This is a genomic window from Microcoleus sp. CAWBG27 (genome assembly GCF_020883145.1).
Lineage (GTDB): Bacteria > Cyanobacteriota > Cyanobacteriia > Cyanobacteriales > Microcoleaceae > Microcoleus.
The window spans coordinates 1-17,218 of the sequence record NZ_JAHREU010000036.1; the positions used below are offsets into that span (position 1 = coordinate 1).

Below are 17,218 nucleotides of genomic sequence, written 5' to 3' on the forward strand. Positions count from 1 at the left end.
TCCCCTCTCCCCCTCTCCCCCTCTCCCATTCTCCCCCTCTCCCCCCCTCTCCCCCTCTCTCCCTCCCCCCCTCCAGTCCACAGTCAATTAATGTACGCAAAATAGGATAAAACGATGAATTCGCAATTTAACCATTCTGCCAATCATTCCCAAATTGGAATTAAACCCGAACAATTGGATGAGATAATTTCAGCGATTCTGGCAGGAAAGTATTCTTGGGCTTGTTTTTTACTTTTGCGGTGCACGGGTTACAACCCTCTCGACTATATCCCCTACCGCACTTCTAACCGCTTGCTCAAGGAAAATACCCAAATGAGAAAATCGGAAACTCAGCCGCCGCTTAGCAAAATTGCGGATTTAGATTATGTGGAAGTCGTGAGGGAAAAACGAGCCGGAGTTCGAGGTGGTTGTGTAATTGAGGCTGTTAGCGAGTTGCACTCAGATACCGCAGGTTTTGTCGCCCAAGTCGGCGGCGAAGGTTCCAATATCTTGGCGCCGGCGGTTGATGTTCCAAATCAAGGATTTTTTGCAGGATTTAAGGCGCGCTGGTTTAATTTGGCGGGCAATTAATTTAGTCGATCGCCCGATCGCCCGATCGCTAGCCTTGAGTGTACCTGTTTTTTTGGTGGAAGGAGCGGCGGGCGATCGGGTTTTTCAGTAGCCAACATCCGCGCTTCAGATAAATCTGCCAAAATGGCAACATTAACCAAATTAATTACTTTATACTCAGAAACCAGATTTCAGCTATTGTGGACTTATAGTCTTTTTTAATCAAATATAACCCATTATTTCCATGAGTGAGCCATGTCCGCCCTACTCAGATTGATGGAGTTGTCTACTTTTTTTGTTGGTGGTTCAAGTCAGAATTAATCTGCCAAAATGGCAACACAGGTCTGAATCACCAAGCTATATTAAATACAGAACAACCACAGGTTGCTGCGAGCGATCAACTCACAAACAAAAAGGATAAAAGCCATGATCATTTCTGACCTGAACTACTTGGAAACTGCTGAAACTTCTGTTGTTGGTGGATTCAACCGAGGCTATGACTTTAGCAAGATCTATTTCTCCGAGTATTTTTCCATCAAGAAGGATGTTCTGTCGAAGACCTATGTAAAAGGTAATTTGGCTACTGCTGAAGCTGATGCTTATGGTTCAGATACTTTGACCCAAACCTTCGCTACTGTCACTCCATACTCTTCTAATAGCGTCTCGATCGCTGCCACTAACTAATCCTTGGCAGTTGAATGCTTCGATAATGAAATTAACTGCAAAAATAGAGGGCGTCTTAGCTGATGATGTCCTCTATTCTCATGGCTATCCATCCCCGCAGTCAACTTTATTTGGTGAGTTAGAAAGTCAAAATTAATCTGCCAAAATGGCAACACAGGTCTGAATCACCCAGCTATATTAAATACAGAACAACCACAGGTTGCTGCGAGCGATTAACTCACAAACAAAAAGGACAAAAGCCATGATTATTTCTGACCTCAACTACTTGGAAACTGCTGAATCTTCTGTTGTTGGTGGATTCAACCGAGGCTATGACTTTAGCAAGATCTATTTCTCTGAGTATTTTTCCATCAAGAAAGATGTTGTGTCGAAGACCTATGTCGAGGGCAATCTTGCGACTGCTGAAGCTGATGCTTACGGCAAAGATAGTTTGACCCAAACTTTCGCTACAGTCTATCCGTGGTCTTCTAATAGCGTCTCGATCGCTGCTACTAACTAATCCTTGGCAGTTGAATGGATCGAGAATGAAATTAACCGCAAAAATAGAGGGCGTCTTAGCTGATACTGCCCTCTATTTTCATTGCTTTCTATTCCATGAATAATTTGATTTGGCAAGTTAGAAAGTCAAAATCAATCTGCCAAAATGGCAACACAGGTCTGAATCACTCAGCTATATTAAATACAGACAGGACAAGCACAGGTTGCTGCTGGCAATTAACTCACAAACAAAAAGGATAAAAGCCATGATCATTTCTGACCTGAACTACTTGGAAACTGCTGAATCTTCTGTTGTTGGTGGATTCAACTTGGGAAAAGATTATAGCAAGATCTATTTCTCTGAGTATTTTTCCATCAAGAAAGATGTTTTCTCGAAGACCTATGTCGAGGGCAATCTTGCGACTGCTGAAGCTGATGCTTACGGCAAAGATAGTTTGACCCAAACTTTCGCTACAGTCTATCCGTGGTCTTCTAATAGCGTTTCGATCGCTGCTACTAACTAATCCTTGGTTGTTGAATTGTCTGGCTATATCGACTTCATCCACTCAGTCCAAACAAAACAAAATTTAATAACCGAGTAGATTAAGTCGATATAGCAATTCTTGAAAACAGCCAGAAATCAACCGATCTAGACAGAGTTTGTTAGTCTCTTTTTCAAATGACTATTTAAAGTCATTTGAAATTAATTTAGTTTGCTGAAAACTTCTGGTGAGATACCCATGAAAAATTCATTAATCATCTCAGACTTAAGTTATTTAGAACCGATTGACGAAAGTAGCATTGTAGTAGGTGGTCGCAAAGTTTCCGCTAGTACATACGGCACAACAGAAGCAGGGCCTGGATATGCCATCGCTGTTGTAGGTGCATTTGCCACTGGTGATGATACTTATACAAATACTGGAGCCAACACAACGGTTCAAGACTTTGGTAGTCTTCAGTTTAGTAGAGCCAAGGCAACAGGCACAGCCTATGGAACAAATGGAGACCAAACTGCTTCATCTACATTTCGCAGCACTTCTATTTCGTTTTTTGGGCGTTAATTTTTTTGGCGTTAATAGTCTCATCCAATCAGAAGGCGATCGATACTGAGAATTTGATGTTGTACAAGATACTTTTCAACAGTTGACAGTTGACAGTTGACAGTTGACCATGGGAGAGCGACCTCTACCTAGAAGGAAGATGATTGGAGTAATGAATAGTCTGATTTTAATTTCTCCCTCAAAGCCAGAGGCTTTCAAGCAATTCTTTATGGTCATAAATCCTCTCAGGATGCTTGGGGAGGCTCTAGTCTTAACCGACAAGTATCGAAATATTTTGCTAAGGATAAAATGATATGCAGATTGAGAAAATTGATGATTTTGAAACATTTAAGAAAATCCGAGAAAATTGGGATTATGTATACGCTGCCGATTGTCAAGCTCAGTTTTTCTTATCCTGGATTTGGTTGTCTGGATGGTTGGAGGTGGTGCATGAGCCGTGGTTCATATTAGCTGCAAAACCAGATACCGATGATTCATCTGATTCATCCTATGTTGCCTTTTTTCCTCTGAAAATTTTATTAACACACCAGGATGGAGGCGGCTTTGAAACAGAAATTTGCATGGCAGGAAATAGTATGGCAGATTACACAGGACTTATTTGCCTGCCTGGTTATGAAGAAGAGGCAGTTCCTGCTTTTGCTGCTTACATCCAGCAACAGTTAGCATGGTCTACTTTCAATGTAAAAAGTATTCTAGAAACGGATACGCGGATGTCTCTCTTCTTGAGTAGTTTCTCAGAAGATAGTTTCGATCTCAGTCAACTGTGCGTTAAAAGTGTGAAGGAAGAAGATCCAGATCTTTATCTTTCCCCTTATGTTTCATTACCAGATGACTGGGATGAATATCTGCAAAATTATGTCGGTACGAATACCCGCCAAAAAATCAGACGCTTTTTAAGGCAGGTTGAAAGTTCTGACGAGCTTTCTATCACCTACGCTAACTCAGAGAATTTGGATTCTCATATTGAGATACTACTCAACTTATGGGAGGCAAGATGGAAAAAGCAAAAAGGGGATACCTTTGAGTCGGTCATGGCTTACAATCGCCTGATTTTACATCATTGTTTTGAACATAACTGTCTGTATCTTTCGGTTCTGTGGAAGGGAGATAGACCTTTAGGGGCGATCGCCAATTTTATGGATTTTCCGCAAAAATCCATGCTATTTGCGATTACAGGTCGCGATCAAACCTTTAAAAATCCTCCACCTGGACTGATCCTCCATGCTGATGCGATCCGATACGCGATTCAAAATGGCTTTAAAGTGTACGACTTCTTAATGGGGAATGAGGAATACAAGTATTCTTTTGGAGCTAAAGATCGCCAGATTCAACATATCGTAGCCCAGTACAAGCATAACAGACAACAGGATGTTGAAAATATTATTCCTTTAGCGCTTCAGCTAGCTATTCGGGATCATCGCTCGAACCGACTCACCAAAGCTGAACAGGGATACTGTCAGATTCTGAAAGCTCAGTCAAATCACCCAGAGGCACTTTACGGACTGGGGGTGTTGATGAGGCAAAAAGGCGAGTATCAAACTGCCGAAAATCTCTTCAAAGATTTACTGAAAATTCAACCCAATTCTATCAAGGCTTTATTTAGTTTGGGGAATTTATATCAAATTCAGGATAGGTTGCCCGAGGCGATAGAAGCGTATCATCAACTCCTAGTTTTGCAGCCTGATGCGATCGCTGCATACAATAACCTTGGCTATGCTCTACAGCAGCAAGGCAAATGGGAAGATGCGATCGCCTGCTATCAAAAAGCGCTTGAACTACAGCCTAATTGCGTTGAAGCTGAGGTGAGCTTAGCCAATGCACTTCATGCTCAAGGAAAGCTTTCCCCAGAGAAACAAGCTCATTACGCGGCACTGAACAATGATTTCGGCTCCAAATGCAAACAAGTGGGTGATTTGAAAACTGCGATCGCCTACTACCGGCAGTCTATCTCTATGAAACCAGATTTCGCAGAGGCTCACTATAATTTGGCTCTGGTGCTGCAAGAACAAGGTCAAGATAAAACAGTAATTACTTCGGAACAAAAAACTCCCATACCTGCTTAGTAGTTTAGTTTGAAAATAAGGAGAATTATGTGGCTATCTGATTTGTCCTATCTCGAAAATGTTTCAGAAAATGACTTAATTTTAGGTGGTGCTTTATTGGCGTTGGATGCTTTTGCATCAGTGGATAGTGGAAACACTTTGACGGCTACAGACGTTATTTTTGGCAACCACGGTAAAGTTACGAAAGCAAGGGGTACAGGAACAGCTATAGCGAGCGGTACTAATCCTCTAGCTGGTGTTGATGTTTACTACGCAGGCTTTGATAAAGTGAAAGTAAAATTTCATTCTGGAACAGGAGCAAACTATGCTTTTGAGACTGTTAGTGTAAAGGCGATGGACTTGCCACACTAACTTGCAAATCTGGTAGTCAGGACTTCAGCCTTTTTTAGTATCGAGTTGGGTGCAGGGCGATCGCATCGCGATCGCCCTGCACCCGCGTCCGCATCCATGGGAGTGCGATCGATCCACAGTCTGCACCGCCGTCCGCATCCATGGGAGTGCGATCGAGCCACAGCCTGCACCCACATCCCAAAGCAACTCAGACAATTCTGCCAAATTGGCAACACAGGTCTAATTAGTCCAGATATATTTAGGTCATTGACACTCCTCGACCTAAAGGTGCGAGGATTCTTAAGACTTTTCAGTCTTAATATCCCTATTTATAGGGTTCCCAGGCTGACTACATTTGCACAAAAGAGCACGCTTAAGTGCGTAGTCATATCTCCTTAAAAGTGTTTTGAGCGTAGACTTTCCCCCAGTCCGGGGGTAGGTTTTTACATCTTGTCTGATGCCTTTATTCTGCCACATATTTGTCCGGGAAGATGTCTACCAAATACATGAGAATTCCTGACAGAGCACTTTTCGGGAAAAGCCGTCCTATAAGGACGGGGTTTTAAACCCCGATGTCCTAATAATATCGTTTCCGGTTGCATCGGTATTGTTTAAACACTCAACTGTCAACTGTCAACTGTCAACTGTCAACTGTCAACTGTCAACTGTCAACTGTCAACTGTTGTTTCCCCTCCAACTTTCGGGATAGATCGAGATTCATTTATTAAAAACATTTCAGTCTTTAGTCAGAAGTCAAAAGCAATTGCTTCGCACTCTTCAAAATCATACATTTTCATTGGAAATTGGCAGTATCGGTGTTCGCGCAAGTGCTTTTCGTCTTTATAGCTAAAAGGAGATAAATCGCGATGCCTTCCTTAGATTCATCTGATCCATTAAAAAATATTGTTGGAAACAACAATAGTTTAAACACCTTGAATTCGCAGGTGGCGAATAACTCTGGTACCGGCAGCACCAGCGCTTCCAGCAAGTCTAGTTCCTTTGTAAATAACAGCGGTGCGGGCAGTACCAGCACTGCGACAGCCACTTCCCCGATGGGAAACAGTACAAGTAGCGAGACTGCTTATGCTCCCGGGGCTACATCAAGCAGTGGTAGCGCGACAGCGAGTGCTTCTACTGTCGCGCCCCCAACTACTAGCGCCACTGCTTCGGCCCCAGCAGCAACACCTGCGCCTGCCCCAACACCAACACCAACACCTGCGCCAACACCTACGCCAACACCAACACCAACACCTGCGCCTGCGCCAACACCTGCGCCAACACCAACACCTACGCCGTTAGGAAACAGCAGCGGTGCGAGCAGCACCAGCAGCGCGACAGCGACTTCTCCGACTGGGAGCAGCACCAGCACTCAGACAGCATGGAGTCCCGGTGGCACTTCTAGTAGTGCGATCGCCTCAGCTAGCAGTGGTTTAGAAACTCCGCCGGCTGCGATCGCCACTGCTTCGGCTCCAGCGCCAACACCAGCGCCAACTCTAGCGCCGACTCCAGCGCCGACTCCAGCGCCGACTCCAGCGCCAACTCCAGCGCCAACTCCAGCGCCAACTCCAGCGGCGGCTGCTACAGACTCTGCACCGGCAATTAATATCACAGCGCCAACACCAACACCAACACCAGCGCCAATACCAACACCAATACGGCTAACACCTGCGAAAGCTCCAACACTAGCACCAGCGCCAACTCCAACACCGTCAAATAATAATGATGGTGCGCCGCTTGATTCGGTGACTGACGGAACTTCTAGCAATTCAAGTCCTTCTAATTTGCCTCCAGACAGTACGGGTGCTGGCGGTGACAGTACGATAATTGCTGAGCCAACAGATAACAGTACCAGCAATTTGTCGATCGCACTTCCCGATAACAGTACCAACAACAGCAATGCTGATACAACTCCAGCCCCAGAAAACAATCCTGAGGTAGTAGCGGAATTAACTGTTACCTACGACAGCAACGGTGACGGATATTGGCAGGGAACCAGCGACATTGATGTGATTACTTGTGGTAGCGGGTTCGATCGAATTATCGCAGGAGGTGGCGACGATTTTGTCAAAGGTAACAGAGGTAGCGATACGATCGAAGGAGGCGATGGAAACGACACTTTGCGGGGAGGAAGAGGTCAAGATTTGCTGATTGGCGGCAACGGCGACGATTTTCTGTGTGGCGACTTCGGCATCGATACATTGATTGGAGGTACCGGCGCTGATACCTTTGCATTTAGACCTGAAACAGCGAGTTCAGTGGCTAATCTATTTTTAGCCGATATACTGCTTGATTTCAATGCCGCTGAAGGTGATAAAATCGGGCTCACAGGCGGACTTTCTGCCACAGATATTGCACTGGTGGCGTTTGATACTGACGGTAACGGTACCGCAGACGCAACTCTGGTCAAGTTTAGTTCCAATAATGGCGATCGAATTTTAGCCGTTGTTTTGGGAACAATAAACCCAGCAGGTGCAACAACTTTAACCAATGCTGATTTCATCAGTTTGCCAAATCAAACCTTGTAGCTAGCCGTTAACGCGAACTCCCCCGCAGGAAGCCTCGGGGGCATGAGTTCAATCAACTTCTATAGCTTGAGAGAGAAAGATGAAAGACTTTTACCAGCCATTGATTGAATCAAGTGAAATTATCAAACTACTCAGAAAAGAACGGCAATTAAAGCAATTTTGTCAACAAGTTTTGCAGAAAAAAGTTATTGACAAAGCAGCCGAGGAACGGGGGTTAACTGTGACTCCCGAAGAAATCCAAGTTGCGGGCGACAAGCTGCGGCGCGAGAAGCGTCTGGAGAAAGCCTCCGATACGATTGCTTGGCTGGCGGAGCAGATGATTTCGGTAGAAGACTTAGAGGCCGGAATTTGCGATCGAATTCTCTGGCAAAAATTAGCAGAACACTTATTTGCCAAAGACGTAGAAAAGATTTTCGTGCAAAGCAAATTGCAATTCGATCAAATAATTCTTTATCAAATAATTGTTGCCAACATACAACTTGCCCAAGAAATATTTTATGAAATTCAAGAAGGAGAAATCAGCTTTTTTGATGCTGCCCATCTTTACGACATTGACGAAACTCGCCGGCATTTATGTGGTTGCGAAGGCCAGGTTTATCGGTGGGCTTTAAAACCAGACATAGCCGTCGCCGTATTCAGCGCTAAACCCGGAGAAGTGATCCGTCCAATTGAAACAGAGCGAGGATATCACTTGTTCATGGTTGAAAAGTTTATCCCAGCGGAATTAACCCCTGAACGCTATCAAGAAATATTACACAATCTGTTTAACGAATGGCTGGCTAATGAGGTTAACTATTTATTGTACAATTGTAAAGTGTAGAGTGCGAACTCCGCACAGATAAGTCTAATATCGTTTCTCGCTTAGTACATGGACTTATATATATACCGATTCTCAAAAAGATGAGGTACGTTGTTGGGCTTTAGCCCTCTTTAGTCTAAGCGGTTATACAACCTGCAAATTATACCTCATCTTTTTGAGAAAGGCTATAGCTGTTCTGCGTAATTTCTGTAATTGCCATTTAATGCTGCAATTTGGATTTAACTATATTGCAAAAATTGATAAACTGGCGAAAAGTAGTCAATTGTTCTGGCTGCACTTGAATTCTTGTCAATAGCTGTTCCAAATAAAATGGCTGGAGTACATCTCCGGGTCGTTTCTTAGAATACGTAATATTTTTAGCTTCAAATAAGGCTCTCAAATAAGCTCCGTGAAACTGAGCGTGAGTATTAAACTCTTGATAGCTGCCCATATTTTCAGGACAGTTAACTGAAACATCATAATATCTAGTATAATCTAATAAAGGTTTGTCTTGAGGATTTTTAGAATAAATCTTCCGATTGCCTAGCAGCCAACTTTCCAAGCATCGATTCTGAAATATCAGCACAAGTTCTGCATTGTTTAATTTCAATTTTTGCTGACTTAAAAACTCATCAATTTCAGTTGCGAGTTCAGGAACAGTATTTTCCTCGGCATCCAGACACACTACAAAATAGCTATATTTTCCGTTTGAGTTGATTTCTGCGATCGCAGGCGGGATAAAATTATATAAGGAAGGATATCCTTCCCCGCTAATCAAGTAATAATTTTTTTCGTTCACATCATCGCAATTGTCAACTCGCTGCAATTCCGGTAAAAGATGAGCCAGCCAAGCAGGATAAACTTTTCTCTCCGATTGTGTTCCTTCGACTAAAAAATACAGATTCATTAAACTTTGATTCCCTCGCTGTATTCTTCTAGATTAATCAGTTGCATAAAAGCTTGATGCCTTGATTTTCCCAAGTTCAAATCTTTAGCATCTATCGCAGTTACAACCCCACCTTTGCGAGTGACTATTTTCCAGTGTTCCATCCCAATATTATTGATTATGTAAGGATGGTGGCTGGTAAGAATGAATTGTATATTTCGGTTTTCCACAATCAAATCTGTCACCACATCGATACAGTTAATTCCCAAGCTATTTTCAAATTCATCGATTAAGATTACAGTGCCTTCTGGCGACAAGTATAGTTCGGCAATATGAATGAGAGTCTTCAGCATTCCTGAAGAAATGTTATTTTGAAAAATCCAATCGTTAACACCCTTTTCTTTGATTTGAATTGGAAAGCTTGGAGATGATGAATTTTTATCATTCTCTACAGCTTCTATTCTAACATCTTCAATTTGAGGAAATACATCAACAAATTTTCGCTTAATTTTATTTAAAACTTCTGGGTAATAGCGAGCGATTAAAGCCATTTTAATAAAAATTGGCAAATTACTTGATTTAACACTATCTAATGAAGAATCACTTGTTGAAAACATTGACATTAAGCTTTGAGGTATACCTAAGACGGTATTAATTGAAATTAAACTTTGAGGTAGACCCAAAAATACATTGAAAGAGCTTTTAAAATTAAAGTTATCGCTGTAGATGATTTTATTTAACCCTTGTTGAACTGGTGAAATATCTTCTTCTGGATTAAAAATTTGAACAGCACTTTGAAAAGGTGATAATTTTGGAGTGGTGTTTCCTTTGAATTTTATTTCTGTCGAATTTCTTTCTATAATTATATCTCCATTCTTGAATATTTTTTCTTGAACAATCCTAAAATTATTGGATTCATCTTCGTCAGGCATTAGTACCGGATTTTTTCTTGTTTCAAATTCGCCTTTCCAGCGATATTCTACATCATTGATTGTGGAAAATGTAATATCCCACGCTAAACCGTTTAGCGAAAAACCATTTGCTATCTTTTGTAAATTAAAAATCCCTTTCAAAATTTGTGTTTTGCCGACACCGGAGACACCAACTAATAAAGCCAAATTGGAAAAGTCGATCGGTTCAAAACGCCACTCTCGTAAATTATCCCAAAAAGCTAATTTCTTAATTCTCATTTTGCCCTCCCATTAATTATCTGCGTCCATCAGCGTTAATCAACATATAGCCTTTATCGATGAGGTATAACTGACGGCTTATATAACCACTTAAACCAAGAAGGGCTGAAGCCCAACAACGTACCTTATCTTTGTGATCGCTGCTATACATCTGCGGTTAAAAACTGACATAATTTTGCCGCCACCAAGCACGCACAAACTTAATTTCCTCAAACGTATAACGTTCTTGCAAATATTCATAAATCGCTCTCAATCTTTCATCTCCAATAACTTCAATTGCTTGGACAATTGCCTGTTGGCTTTCCGATTCTACCAACAAATTTATATCAACTTCCTTGCCCATATCCATCAATTCTACCAGATGTCCCGCAATAGTAGTGGGACTCATGCCCCGCGCATTGGCTATGGCTTGAACCGTTAAACCTTGGCGGTACAATTCCCAGGTTTGCATCTGCGAATAAGAGGGAGCATTAGCAAGAGTGGGAAGATTGGCGGCAGCAGATGCTGCACCTGTTGGCAATCCTTGTTCTTGGCAAAAAGCGTGAATTGCCTCTAAGAAAACTTTGCCGTACTTATCTCGCTTGTTGCTACCGACGCCGTAAACTTCCTCAAATTCGGTGAGATTTTGCGGGCGTTTTTCTGCCATGTCTCGCAAGCTTCTATCAGCAAAAACTACGTAGGGCGGTACAAATTGTTCGTCGGCAATTTGTTTGCGGAGACTTCGTAATATCGAAAATAAACCTTCGACTTCTACAGCTAGAGAGCGAGTTCTTCCCTGTACTTCCCGCTGGGCTTCGATGGCGATTTCGACTGTGCGCTGGCGTTTCATGATTTCCCAACTTTTCTCGTTGAGTTTTAAAATGGGAAAGCCGTCTGTTTTTTCATCTAAAAAACCTTGGTTGATCAGCGAACGGCTCAATCTTTTCCAATCGTCTGGACTTCTATCTTTGCCGATGCCGTAGGTGGAAAGTTGGTTGTGCTGGTATTGCAATATTTTTTGACTTTTTGAACCTCGCAGCACGTCTATAATGTGATTCATCCCGAATTTCTCTTGACACCTGGCGATGCAGGAAAGAAATTTCATGGCTTCAAGCGTCCAGTCTTCTACGGGTTTTTTGTTGCAACAGTTGTCGCAGTTGCCGCAATCGCCGGGAAATGAATCGCCGAAATAACTTAGTTGGACTGTGCGGCGGCAATTGGTGGATTCTGCATAGTTGATTACTCGCCTTAACTGTTGGCGGGCTATTCTTTGTTCTTGTTCGTCGGGTTTTTGTTCGATGATATATTCGATGGTTTTGACATCGCCGAATCCGAAAAATAAGGTGCAGTGGGATGGTTCGTTGTCTCTGCCGGCGCGGCCTGATTCTTGATAGTATCCTTCTAGGTTTTTGGGTAAGTCGTGGTGAATTACAAACCGCACGTCGGGTTTGTTGATTCCCATTCCGAAGGCGACTGTTGCTACCATTACTTGTACGTCGTCGCGGATGAACCGGGTTTGATTGGTCGATCGATCTACATCGCTCATTCCGGCATGGTATGGTAAGGCTTGGATGCCGTTTTGCTGCAATTTGTAGGCAACTTCGTCAACTTTTTTACGGCTGAGGCAGTAGATGATTCCCGATCCGCCTTTTTTTTGGATGATTTGCAAGACTTCGGCAAAACTGTGCTTGGTTTTTTGGCGGACTTCGTAGTATAGGTTGGGGCGGTTGAAGCTGGCGACGTGGATGTAGGGATTTCGCAGGTTTAGCTGCTGGATGATGTCTTGGCGGACGCGCTCGGTGGCGGTGGCGGTTAGTCCCATAATGGGGATGTCGGGATAGCGATCGCGCACTCGCTCCATTTGCCTGTATTCTGGTCGAAAGTCGTGCCCCCATTCCGAAACGCAGTGGGCTTCGTCGATCGCAAATGCCGAAATTCCTAACTTAGAAGCTACTATATCTAAAAACGGTAAAAATCTCTCGCCCAGCAAGCGTTCGGGCGCAACGTACAGCAGTCTAATTTTACCTTCGAGAATTGCTGTTTCGCGCGATCGGGTTTCGATCGCGCTCAAAGTGCTGTTGAGAAAAGTCGCCCCAATCCCATTATCCTGCAAAGCTTCCACCTGGTCTTGCATCAGGGCAATCAGCGGCGAAACCACCACCGTCAATCCCGGTTTCAACAAAGCCGGTAATTGAAAACACAAAGATTTGCCACCGCCAGTCGGCATGACAATCATCATATCGCGTTGTTGTAAAGCAGCTTCGACAATTTCCCGCTGCCCGGGGCGGAAAGAGTCATAGCCAAAGAAATGTTTGAGGGATTGTTCGAGGGATGAGGGCGCGAGAGATGTTGGCGGATTCGACCCTGACATTTGCAGTAATTGGTTGTTGACTTCTACCTTATTCTAGGTCTTTTGAGCACAAATACAGTTACAATATTTGAGAATCTCAATTTAAGCAGATAAACCGATGCCGAAAGCAATTTGGAATGGTGCCGTTTTGGCCGAGAGCGATAAGTGCGAAATGGTAGATAATAACTATTATTTCCCGGCGGATGCCATCAACCGCGAGTATTTCAAAGATAGCAGCACTCACACTACTTGCGGTTGGAAAGGTGTTGCTAGTTACTACAGTGTTGAAGTCGCCGGACAAGTTAATAAGGATGCTGCTTGGTACTATCCTACTCCGAAAGATGCTGCTAAAAATATTGCAGGATATGTTGCTTTTTGGAAAGGAGTTAAGGTGGAGGCTTAAGGTTGTTGGTACGATTTGAACAAGTTGCTGAAGATAGAGAACATAACATTGTTTATTAGTGTCAACTTGAATTCCGAATGTACTCATCGACTTCTGTTTGCCGCCGAGGCCAGATCCCCCCTAACCCCCCTTAATAAGGGGGGGACAAGATTATTTTCCAAGTGGGTCTTTTCAAGGGAGCTTTAGGGAGATCTAGACTTGGATGCCAACCTGAAATACAAAGGTTTTAGGCAATTGTTGACACTAAAGGGAGGGGACAAGATTCTTCTCAAAGTCCCCCTTTTTAAGGGGGATTTAGGGGGATCTAGACTTGGATGCCAACCTGAAATACAAAGGTTTTCGGCAATTGTTGACACTGATGAACAATGTTGTGTCCCTCAACTTTTAATCTGATTCCCAAGCGGCTGCGGCTTCCCATCCCAAGCCGCGACGAACCACAATTGGTTCGCTTTCTGTTAAATCGAGAATGGTAGAAACTTGATATCCTGGATCGGAATCATCATCGACAATGATATCTACTAACTTTAAAAAACAGTCAAATAGTTCGGCTTTGCCAAAGCTTTCTGTTTTTGCAGCAGGTACTGGTGCAGCACCTTCATCATCAGTGGTAATGTGAGCAGATGTGGAAATAATCGGATTTCCCAAAGATTCTAGAAGTGTAAAACAAAGCGGGTGGTTGGGAACGCGAATTCCTGTGGTTTTGCGTTTTGGGTTCATTACCAATTTGGGCACTAACTTGGTAGCTGGTAGCAGAAATGTATAGGGCCCGGGGATTAACCGTTTGATGATTCTGTATGCTTCATCGGTGACGGCAGCATACTCGGTGATATTTGACAATGAGGAACACAAAAATGTTAAAGGCTTATCATTGGATAGTTGCTTGATCCGCCTGACTCGTTCTACGGCAGATTTGGAGTTGAGATCGCAGCCGATCGCGTAAACTGTATCTGTGGGATAAAGCATCACTGCCCCATCTTTGAGAGCTTTTGTAATCTTCTCGATCCGGTCTTTCTGGGGTGCAACTGGATGCAGTCCGTAAATAATTGCCATGTTAATATATTCCAGGCTAAGTGGGCGATCGACAAATGTGCTAAAACAATCAATGTTGAAAATTAATTGCTAATAATGAATAAAATAGCTTATTTTGACTGCCCAACCGGCATTGCTGGCGATATGTGCCTCGGAGCTCTTGTACACGCGGGGGTTCCCCTAGAGTACCTAATCGAAAAACTCCATTTACTAGGCATTTCGACTGAATACCAATTGCGCGCCGAATTAGTTCACCGCAATACTCAACAAGCAACTAAATTTTATGTGGATTTAGCTGCCGATTTGCCTTTAAAATCAAACAATCTGGCTGCTGACTCCGCCCTCGATCCCTCGGAAACTGAATCGCCGACTTTCGATGCGCGCCACCACCACCATCACGGGGAAGAACATTCTCACAGTCACGGCGAAGCTGATGCGGAAATTAGCCACACTCATCACCGCCACTTACCAGAAATTGAGCAGATTATCGTCGCTGCAAAATTGCCTCAGCGCGTGCAAGCGTGGAGTTTGGCTGTATTTGGCAAATTAGCAGATGCAGAGGCTGCCGTGCACGGTATTCCCCCCAGTGAGGTTCACTTTCACGAGGTGGGGGCTGCGGATGCAATTATTGATATTGTCGGTACTTGTTTGGGTTTGGATTGGTTGGATATTCAGGAGTTTTACTTTTCGCCGATGCCGACTGGTGGGGGTACGGTGAAGGCGGCCCACGGTAGGTTAGCTGTGCCGACGCCTGCTGTGATGCGGTTGTGGGAAACGCACCGAGTACCGGTTTATAGTAATGGAATCGATCGCGAATTGTGCACTCCTACGGGTACTGCGATCGCCTGTACTCTCGCCTCTGCTTTTGGCCCGCCGCCGCCGATGCAAGTTGAGTTAATTGGTTTGGGTGCAGGTTCGCGAAATCTGGCAATTCCTAATATTTTGCGCCTCTGGATTGGGGAGAAATCAGAAGGGGAGAGGGGGAGATTGGGAGAGGGGGAGAGTGGAGGAAAGACGGGTAGTCATTCCCAATTCCCGATGCCCAATTCCCAATTCCCGATGCCCAATGCCCAATGCCCAATTCCCAATGCCCAATTCCCGATGCCCAATTCCCAAGAAACAGTCTGTGTTTTGGAAACGCAAATTGATGATTTAAACCCGCAGGCGATCGGCTATGTTTTTGATGCTTTGTTTCTCGCGGGAGCTCTGGATGTTTTTACTACACCAATTGTGATGAAAAAGTCGCGCTTGGGGGTTTTGTTAAGTGTGATTTGTCATCCCGAATTTCAGGATGCTTGCGAAGCTGTGATGTTTCGAGAGACTACTACTCTGGGAATTAGGCGATCGACTCAACAGAGAACTATTTTGGATCGAGAAATTCAGAAGGTTCAAACAGAGTACGGCGAAGTGCAAATAAAAGTTGCTAAGTCAGGAGAAACGATTGTTAACGTGCAGCCGGAATACGAAGATTGTGCGGAAATTGCCCGACTTAAAAATGTTAGTTGGCGCGAAGTTCATCGGTTGGCGCTGCAACTTTGGTACGATCGTTAAACAGTTGACAGTTGACAGTTGACAGTTGACAGTGGGTGCATCTGGTTTTGACAAATATATCCGTAGGGGCTATAGCATCACCTCCGTGAATATGGGATTATAACTAATAACTTATATGCGGTGATGCTTCTTCAGGCTTCAAAAACTAGATCCACCCTTGACAGTTGATTTGAGTAGGTGCGAAATGCGTACCTTACATAAAAGTTTTTTATCAAGAAGAATGGGTTTAAAGTCTCCTCCTTCGAGGGGGAAATAAAACAAAATTATTCACTGTTTCAATCCTCGGACTTATAGGTAGAGGTCGCTCTTAAACTGTCAACTGTCAACTGTCAACTGTCAACTGTTGAAAGCTTTTTACAGCAGTCTGCGGGTTTGTAAAATTTGTTGTTGCAATTCCTCGAAAGCGGGCATTTTTGAGTTAGGATTTTTTTCAATGAGATCCTTTATTTGGTCGATTAGCTCGATCGCCAGCGGTACGCCAAGTTGCAATTGTTCCAAGACATCCCGCTGGGCAAAAACCGTTTCCGGTGTCCCTTCTAGAATCAGTTTTCCGCCATCCATCACAAACACCCAATCCGCCCAGCGGTAGATGAAATCGAGGTCGTGACTTGCTAAAAGTATGGTGGTTCCGGCTGCGTGAATTTGTTGCAGCAAACCGATCAGTTGTTTGGTGTGGCGCGGATCGAGATAGGCGGTAGGTTCGTCTAGCAGCAGCAGTTTGGGTTTGAGTACCATGATATCGGCGATGGAAACGCGCTTTTTTTGTCCTAAACTAAGGTTGTGGATTGGTTCGCGGGCGAGTTCGCTTAAGTTGAATTCCTCGATCGCCTTTTCTACCTGTTGAGCAATTTCGGATTCTGGCAATCCTAGATTGTACAATCCGTAGGAGATGTCTTCTTCGACTGTGGAAGCAACTAGCTGATGTTCGGGATTTTGAAAGACGAGTCCGATTTGTTGGCGCAGTTTCATGAGAGATTGGCGATCGTAACTAAACCGTTCGCCTTCCCAGCTAATGATGCCCTGTTGCGGTTGGTACAAGCCATTTGCTAGCAAAAATAAGGTGGTTTTGCCGCAACCGTTTTGACCGATGAGCCCGCAGCGCTTCCCGGCGGGGATTTTGAGGCTTAAATCGTCAATTGCTACTCGCGAAGTGCACGGATATGAGTAAAAAGTGCGATCGAATTCGAGAATTGATTGAGACATATATTGATAATTTGTAAAATAGGTTTGTAGTGAGGACTTTAGTCCTCGGAAAGAAGGACTGAAGTCCTCACTACGAACCTGTAAAATAGGTTTGTAGTGAGGACTTTAGTCCTCGGAAAGAAGGACTGAAGTCCTCACT

The 17,218-nt window shown here is 43.8% G+C and carries 18 protein-coding genes; 11 read left to right on the plus strand and 7 right to left on the minus strand.

Features of this window, described 5'->3' with window-relative positions; genetic code table 11:
- Positions 1–114: 114 nt before the first annotated feature.
- Positions 115–570 (plus strand): HetP family heterocyst commitment protein, encoded by a 456-nt coding sequence (locus QZ938_RS19430; protein ID WP_293152617.1) that lies wholly within the window; start codon positions 115–117, stop codon positions 568–570.
- Here the strand turns inward: QZ938_RS19430 and QZ938_RS19435 are convergent.
- A complete protein-coding gene (locus tag QZ938_RS19435; RefSeq protein WP_293347568.1) occupies positions 567–710 on the minus strand; it encodes a hypothetical protein in 144 nt (47 codons plus the stop codon). The genes QZ938_RS19430 and QZ938_RS19435 overlap by 4 nt on opposite strands.
- Before the next feature lie 265 nt (positions 711–975).
- Between QZ938_RS19435 and QZ938_RS19440 the strand changes: the two genes are divergently transcribed.
- From QZ938_RS19440 to QZ938_RS19465, 6 genes are all read left to right on the plus strand, one after another.
- Positions 976–1,233: a hypothetical protein gene (locus QZ938_RS19440; RefSeq protein ID WP_293152623.1), complete on the plus strand. Its 258-nt coding sequence runs from the start codon at positions 976–978 to the stop codon at positions 1,231–1,233.
- A 241-nt stretch (positions 1,234–1,474) separates the two neighbouring features.
- Positions 1,475–1,732, plus strand: a complete 258-nt coding sequence (locus tag QZ938_RS19445) for a hypothetical protein (protein WP_293347571.1) — start codon at positions 1,475–1,477, stop codon at positions 1,730–1,732.
- Between the two features lie 244 nt (positions 1,733–1,976).
- Positions 1,977–2,234: a hypothetical protein gene (locus QZ938_RS19450; protein WP_293152629.1), complete on the plus strand. Its 258-nt coding sequence runs from the start codon at positions 1,977–1,979 to the stop codon at positions 2,232–2,234.
- Positions 2,235–2,450: 216 nt separating this feature from the next.
- Positions 2,451–2,771, plus strand: a complete 321-nt coding sequence (locus QZ938_RS19455) for a TonB-dependent receptor (RefSeq protein ID WP_293152632.1) — start codon at positions 2,451–2,453, stop codon at positions 2,769–2,771.
- 293 nt (positions 2,772–3,064) lie between these two features.
- Complete coding sequence (locus QZ938_RS19460) at positions 3,065–4,834, plus strand: GNAT family N-acetyltransferase (RefSeq protein ID WP_293347574.1); 1,770 nt, start codon at positions 3,065–3,067, stop codon at positions 4,832–4,834.
- Positions 4,835–4,861: 27 nt separating this feature from the next.
- Entirely contained in the window at positions 4,862–5,185 is a 324-nt protein-coding gene (locus tag QZ938_RS19465) for a hypothetical protein (protein ID WP_293152641.1), read from the plus strand.
- Positions 5,186–5,219: 34 nt separating this feature from the next.
- Here the strand turns inward: QZ938_RS19465 and QZ938_RS19470 are convergent, their stop codons facing one another.
- A complete protein-coding gene (locus QZ938_RS19470) occupies positions 5,220–5,366 on the minus strand; it encodes a hypothetical protein (RefSeq protein WP_293152643.1) in 147 nt (48 codons plus the stop codon).
- Between the two features lie 742 nt (positions 5,367–6,108).
- Here QZ938_RS19470 and QZ938_RS19475 point away from each other — a divergent pair.
- Together QZ938_RS19475 and QZ938_RS19480 are read left to right on the plus strand one after the other, a co-directional pair.
- Positions 6,109–7,689, plus strand: a complete 1,581-nt coding sequence (locus QZ938_RS19475; protein WP_293347577.1) for a calcium-binding protein — start codon at positions 6,109–6,111, stop codon at positions 7,687–7,689.
- Between the two features lie 79 nt (positions 7,690–7,768).
- On the plus strand, positions 7,769–8,509 hold the full coding sequence (locus QZ938_RS19480; protein WP_293152649.1) for a peptidylprolyl isomerase: 741 nt from the start codon (positions 7,769–7,771) through the stop codon (positions 8,507–8,509).
- A gap of 199 nt (positions 8,510–8,708) precedes the next feature.
- On the opposite strand, the gene QZ938_RS19485 is transcribed toward QZ938_RS19480, so the two are convergent.
- The 3 genes from QZ938_RS19485 to recQ all read right to left on the minus strand — a co-directional run bounded on the left by QZ938_RS19485 (position 8,709) and on the right by recQ (position 12,914).
- Complete coding sequence (locus QZ938_RS19485) at positions 8,709–9,395, minus strand: hypothetical protein (protein ID WP_293152652.1); 687 nt, start codon at positions 9,393–9,395, stop codon at positions 8,709–8,711.
- Complete coding sequence (locus tag QZ938_RS19490; protein WP_293152655.1) at positions 9,395–10,564, minus strand: AAA family ATPase; 1,170 nt, start codon at positions 10,562–10,564, stop codon at positions 9,395–9,397. Before QZ938_RS19490 ends, QZ938_RS19485 begins: the two co-directional genes overlap by 1 nt.
- A 157-nt stretch (positions 10,565–10,721) precedes the next feature.
- Positions 10,722–12,914, minus strand: a complete 2,193-nt coding sequence (gene recQ, locus QZ938_RS19495) for a DNA helicase RecQ (RefSeq protein ID WP_293347580.1) — start codon at positions 12,912–12,914, stop codon at positions 10,722–10,724.
- A gap of 97 nt (positions 12,915–13,011) precedes the next feature.
- Here recQ and QZ938_RS19500 point away from each other — a divergent pair, with 97 nt between their 5' ends.
- Positions 13,012–13,296 carry a DUF427 domain-containing protein gene (locus QZ938_RS19500; RefSeq protein WP_293152661.1) on the plus strand — a complete coding sequence of 95 codons (285 nt, stop codon included), beginning with the start codon at positions 13,012–13,014 and terminating at the stop codon, positions 13,294–13,296.
- Positions 13,297–13,680: 384 nt separating this feature from the next.
- Here the strand turns inward: QZ938_RS19500 and QZ938_RS19505 are convergent, their stop codons facing one another.
- Complete coding sequence (locus QZ938_RS19505) at positions 13,681–14,346, minus strand: L-threonylcarbamoyladenylate synthase (RefSeq protein ID WP_293347583.1); 666 nt, start codon at positions 14,344–14,346, stop codon at positions 13,681–13,683.
- A 75-nt stretch (positions 14,347–14,421) separates the two neighbouring features.
- On the opposite strand from QZ938_RS19505, the gene larC reads away from it, so the two are divergent.
- The gene (gene larC / locus QZ938_RS19510) at positions 14,422–15,876 is read left to right on the plus strand and encodes a nickel pincer cofactor biosynthesis protein LarC (protein WP_293152667.1); all 1,455 of its coding nucleotides are present in this window, start codon (positions 14,422–14,424) and stop codon (positions 15,874–15,876) included.
- Positions 15,877–16,230: 354 nt separating this feature from the next.
- Here the strand turns inward: larC and QZ938_RS19515 are convergent, their stop codons facing one another.
- Positions 16,231–17,079, minus strand: coding sequence for an energy-coupling factor ABC transporter ATP-binding protein (locus QZ938_RS19515; protein ID WP_293347586.1), 849 nt, complete (start codon positions 17,077–17,079; stop codon positions 16,231–16,233).
- Between the last annotated feature and the right edge of the window lie 139 nt (positions 17,080–17,218).

What these genes read in the sequence shown, in the direction of transcription:
- QZ938_RS19490 (WP_293152655.1), bottom strand. Translation starts at nt 10,564, where the DNA reads ATGAGAATTAAGAAATTAGCTTTTTGGGATAATTTACGAGAGTGGCGT.
- larC (WP_293152667.1), top strand. Translation starts at nt 14,422, where the DNA reads ATGAATAAAATAGCTTATTTTGACTGCCCAACCGGCATTGCTGGCGAT.
- QZ938_RS19450 (WP_293152629.1), top strand. Translation starts at nt 1,977, where the DNA reads ATGATCATTTCTGACCTGAACTACTTGGAAACTGCTGAATCTTCTGTT.
- recQ (WP_293347580.1), bottom strand. Translation starts at nt 12,914, where the DNA reads ATGTCAGGGTCGAATCCGCCAACATCTCTCGCGCCCTCATCCCTCGAA.
- QZ938_RS19515 (WP_293347586.1), bottom strand. Translation starts at nt 17,079, where the DNA reads ATGTCTCAATCAATTCTCGAATTCGATCGCACTTTTTACTCATATCCG.
- QZ938_RS19480 (WP_293152649.1), top strand. Translation starts at nt 7,769, where the DNA reads ATGAAAGACTTTTACCAGCCATTGATTGAATCAAGTGAAATTATCAAA.
- QZ938_RS19465 (WP_293152641.1), top strand. Translation starts at nt 4,862, where the DNA reads ATGTGGCTATCTGATTTGTCCTATCTCGAAAATGTTTCAGAAAATGAC.
- QZ938_RS19445 (WP_293347571.1), top strand. Translation starts at nt 1,475, where the DNA reads ATGATTATTTCTGACCTCAACTACTTGGAAACTGCTGAATCTTCTGTT.
- QZ938_RS19460 (WP_293347574.1), top strand. Translation starts at nt 3,065, where the DNA reads ATGCAGATTGAGAAAATTGATGATTTTGAAACATTTAAGAAAATCCGA.
- QZ938_RS19455 (WP_293152632.1), top strand. Translation starts at nt 2,451, where the DNA reads ATGAAAAATTCATTAATCATCTCAGACTTAAGTTATTTAGAACCGATT.
- QZ938_RS19505 (WP_293347583.1), bottom strand. Translation starts at nt 14,346, where the DNA reads ATGGCAATTATTTACGGACTGCATCCAGTTGCACCCCAGAAAGACCGG.
- QZ938_RS19500 (WP_293152661.1), top strand. Translation starts at nt 13,012, where the DNA reads ATGCCGAAAGCAATTTGGAATGGTGCCGTTTTGGCCGAGAGCGATAAG.
- QZ938_RS19440 (WP_293152623.1), top strand. Translation starts at nt 976, where the DNA reads ATGATCATTTCTGACCTGAACTACTTGGAAACTGCTGAAACTTCTGTT.
- QZ938_RS19430 (WP_293152617.1), top strand. Translation starts at nt 115, where the DNA reads ATGAATTCGCAATTTAACCATTCTGCCAATCATTCCCAAATTGGAATT.
- QZ938_RS19485 (WP_293152652.1), bottom strand. Translation starts at nt 9,395, where the DNA reads ATGAATCTGTATTTTTTAGTCGAAGGAACACAATCGGAGAGAAAAGTT.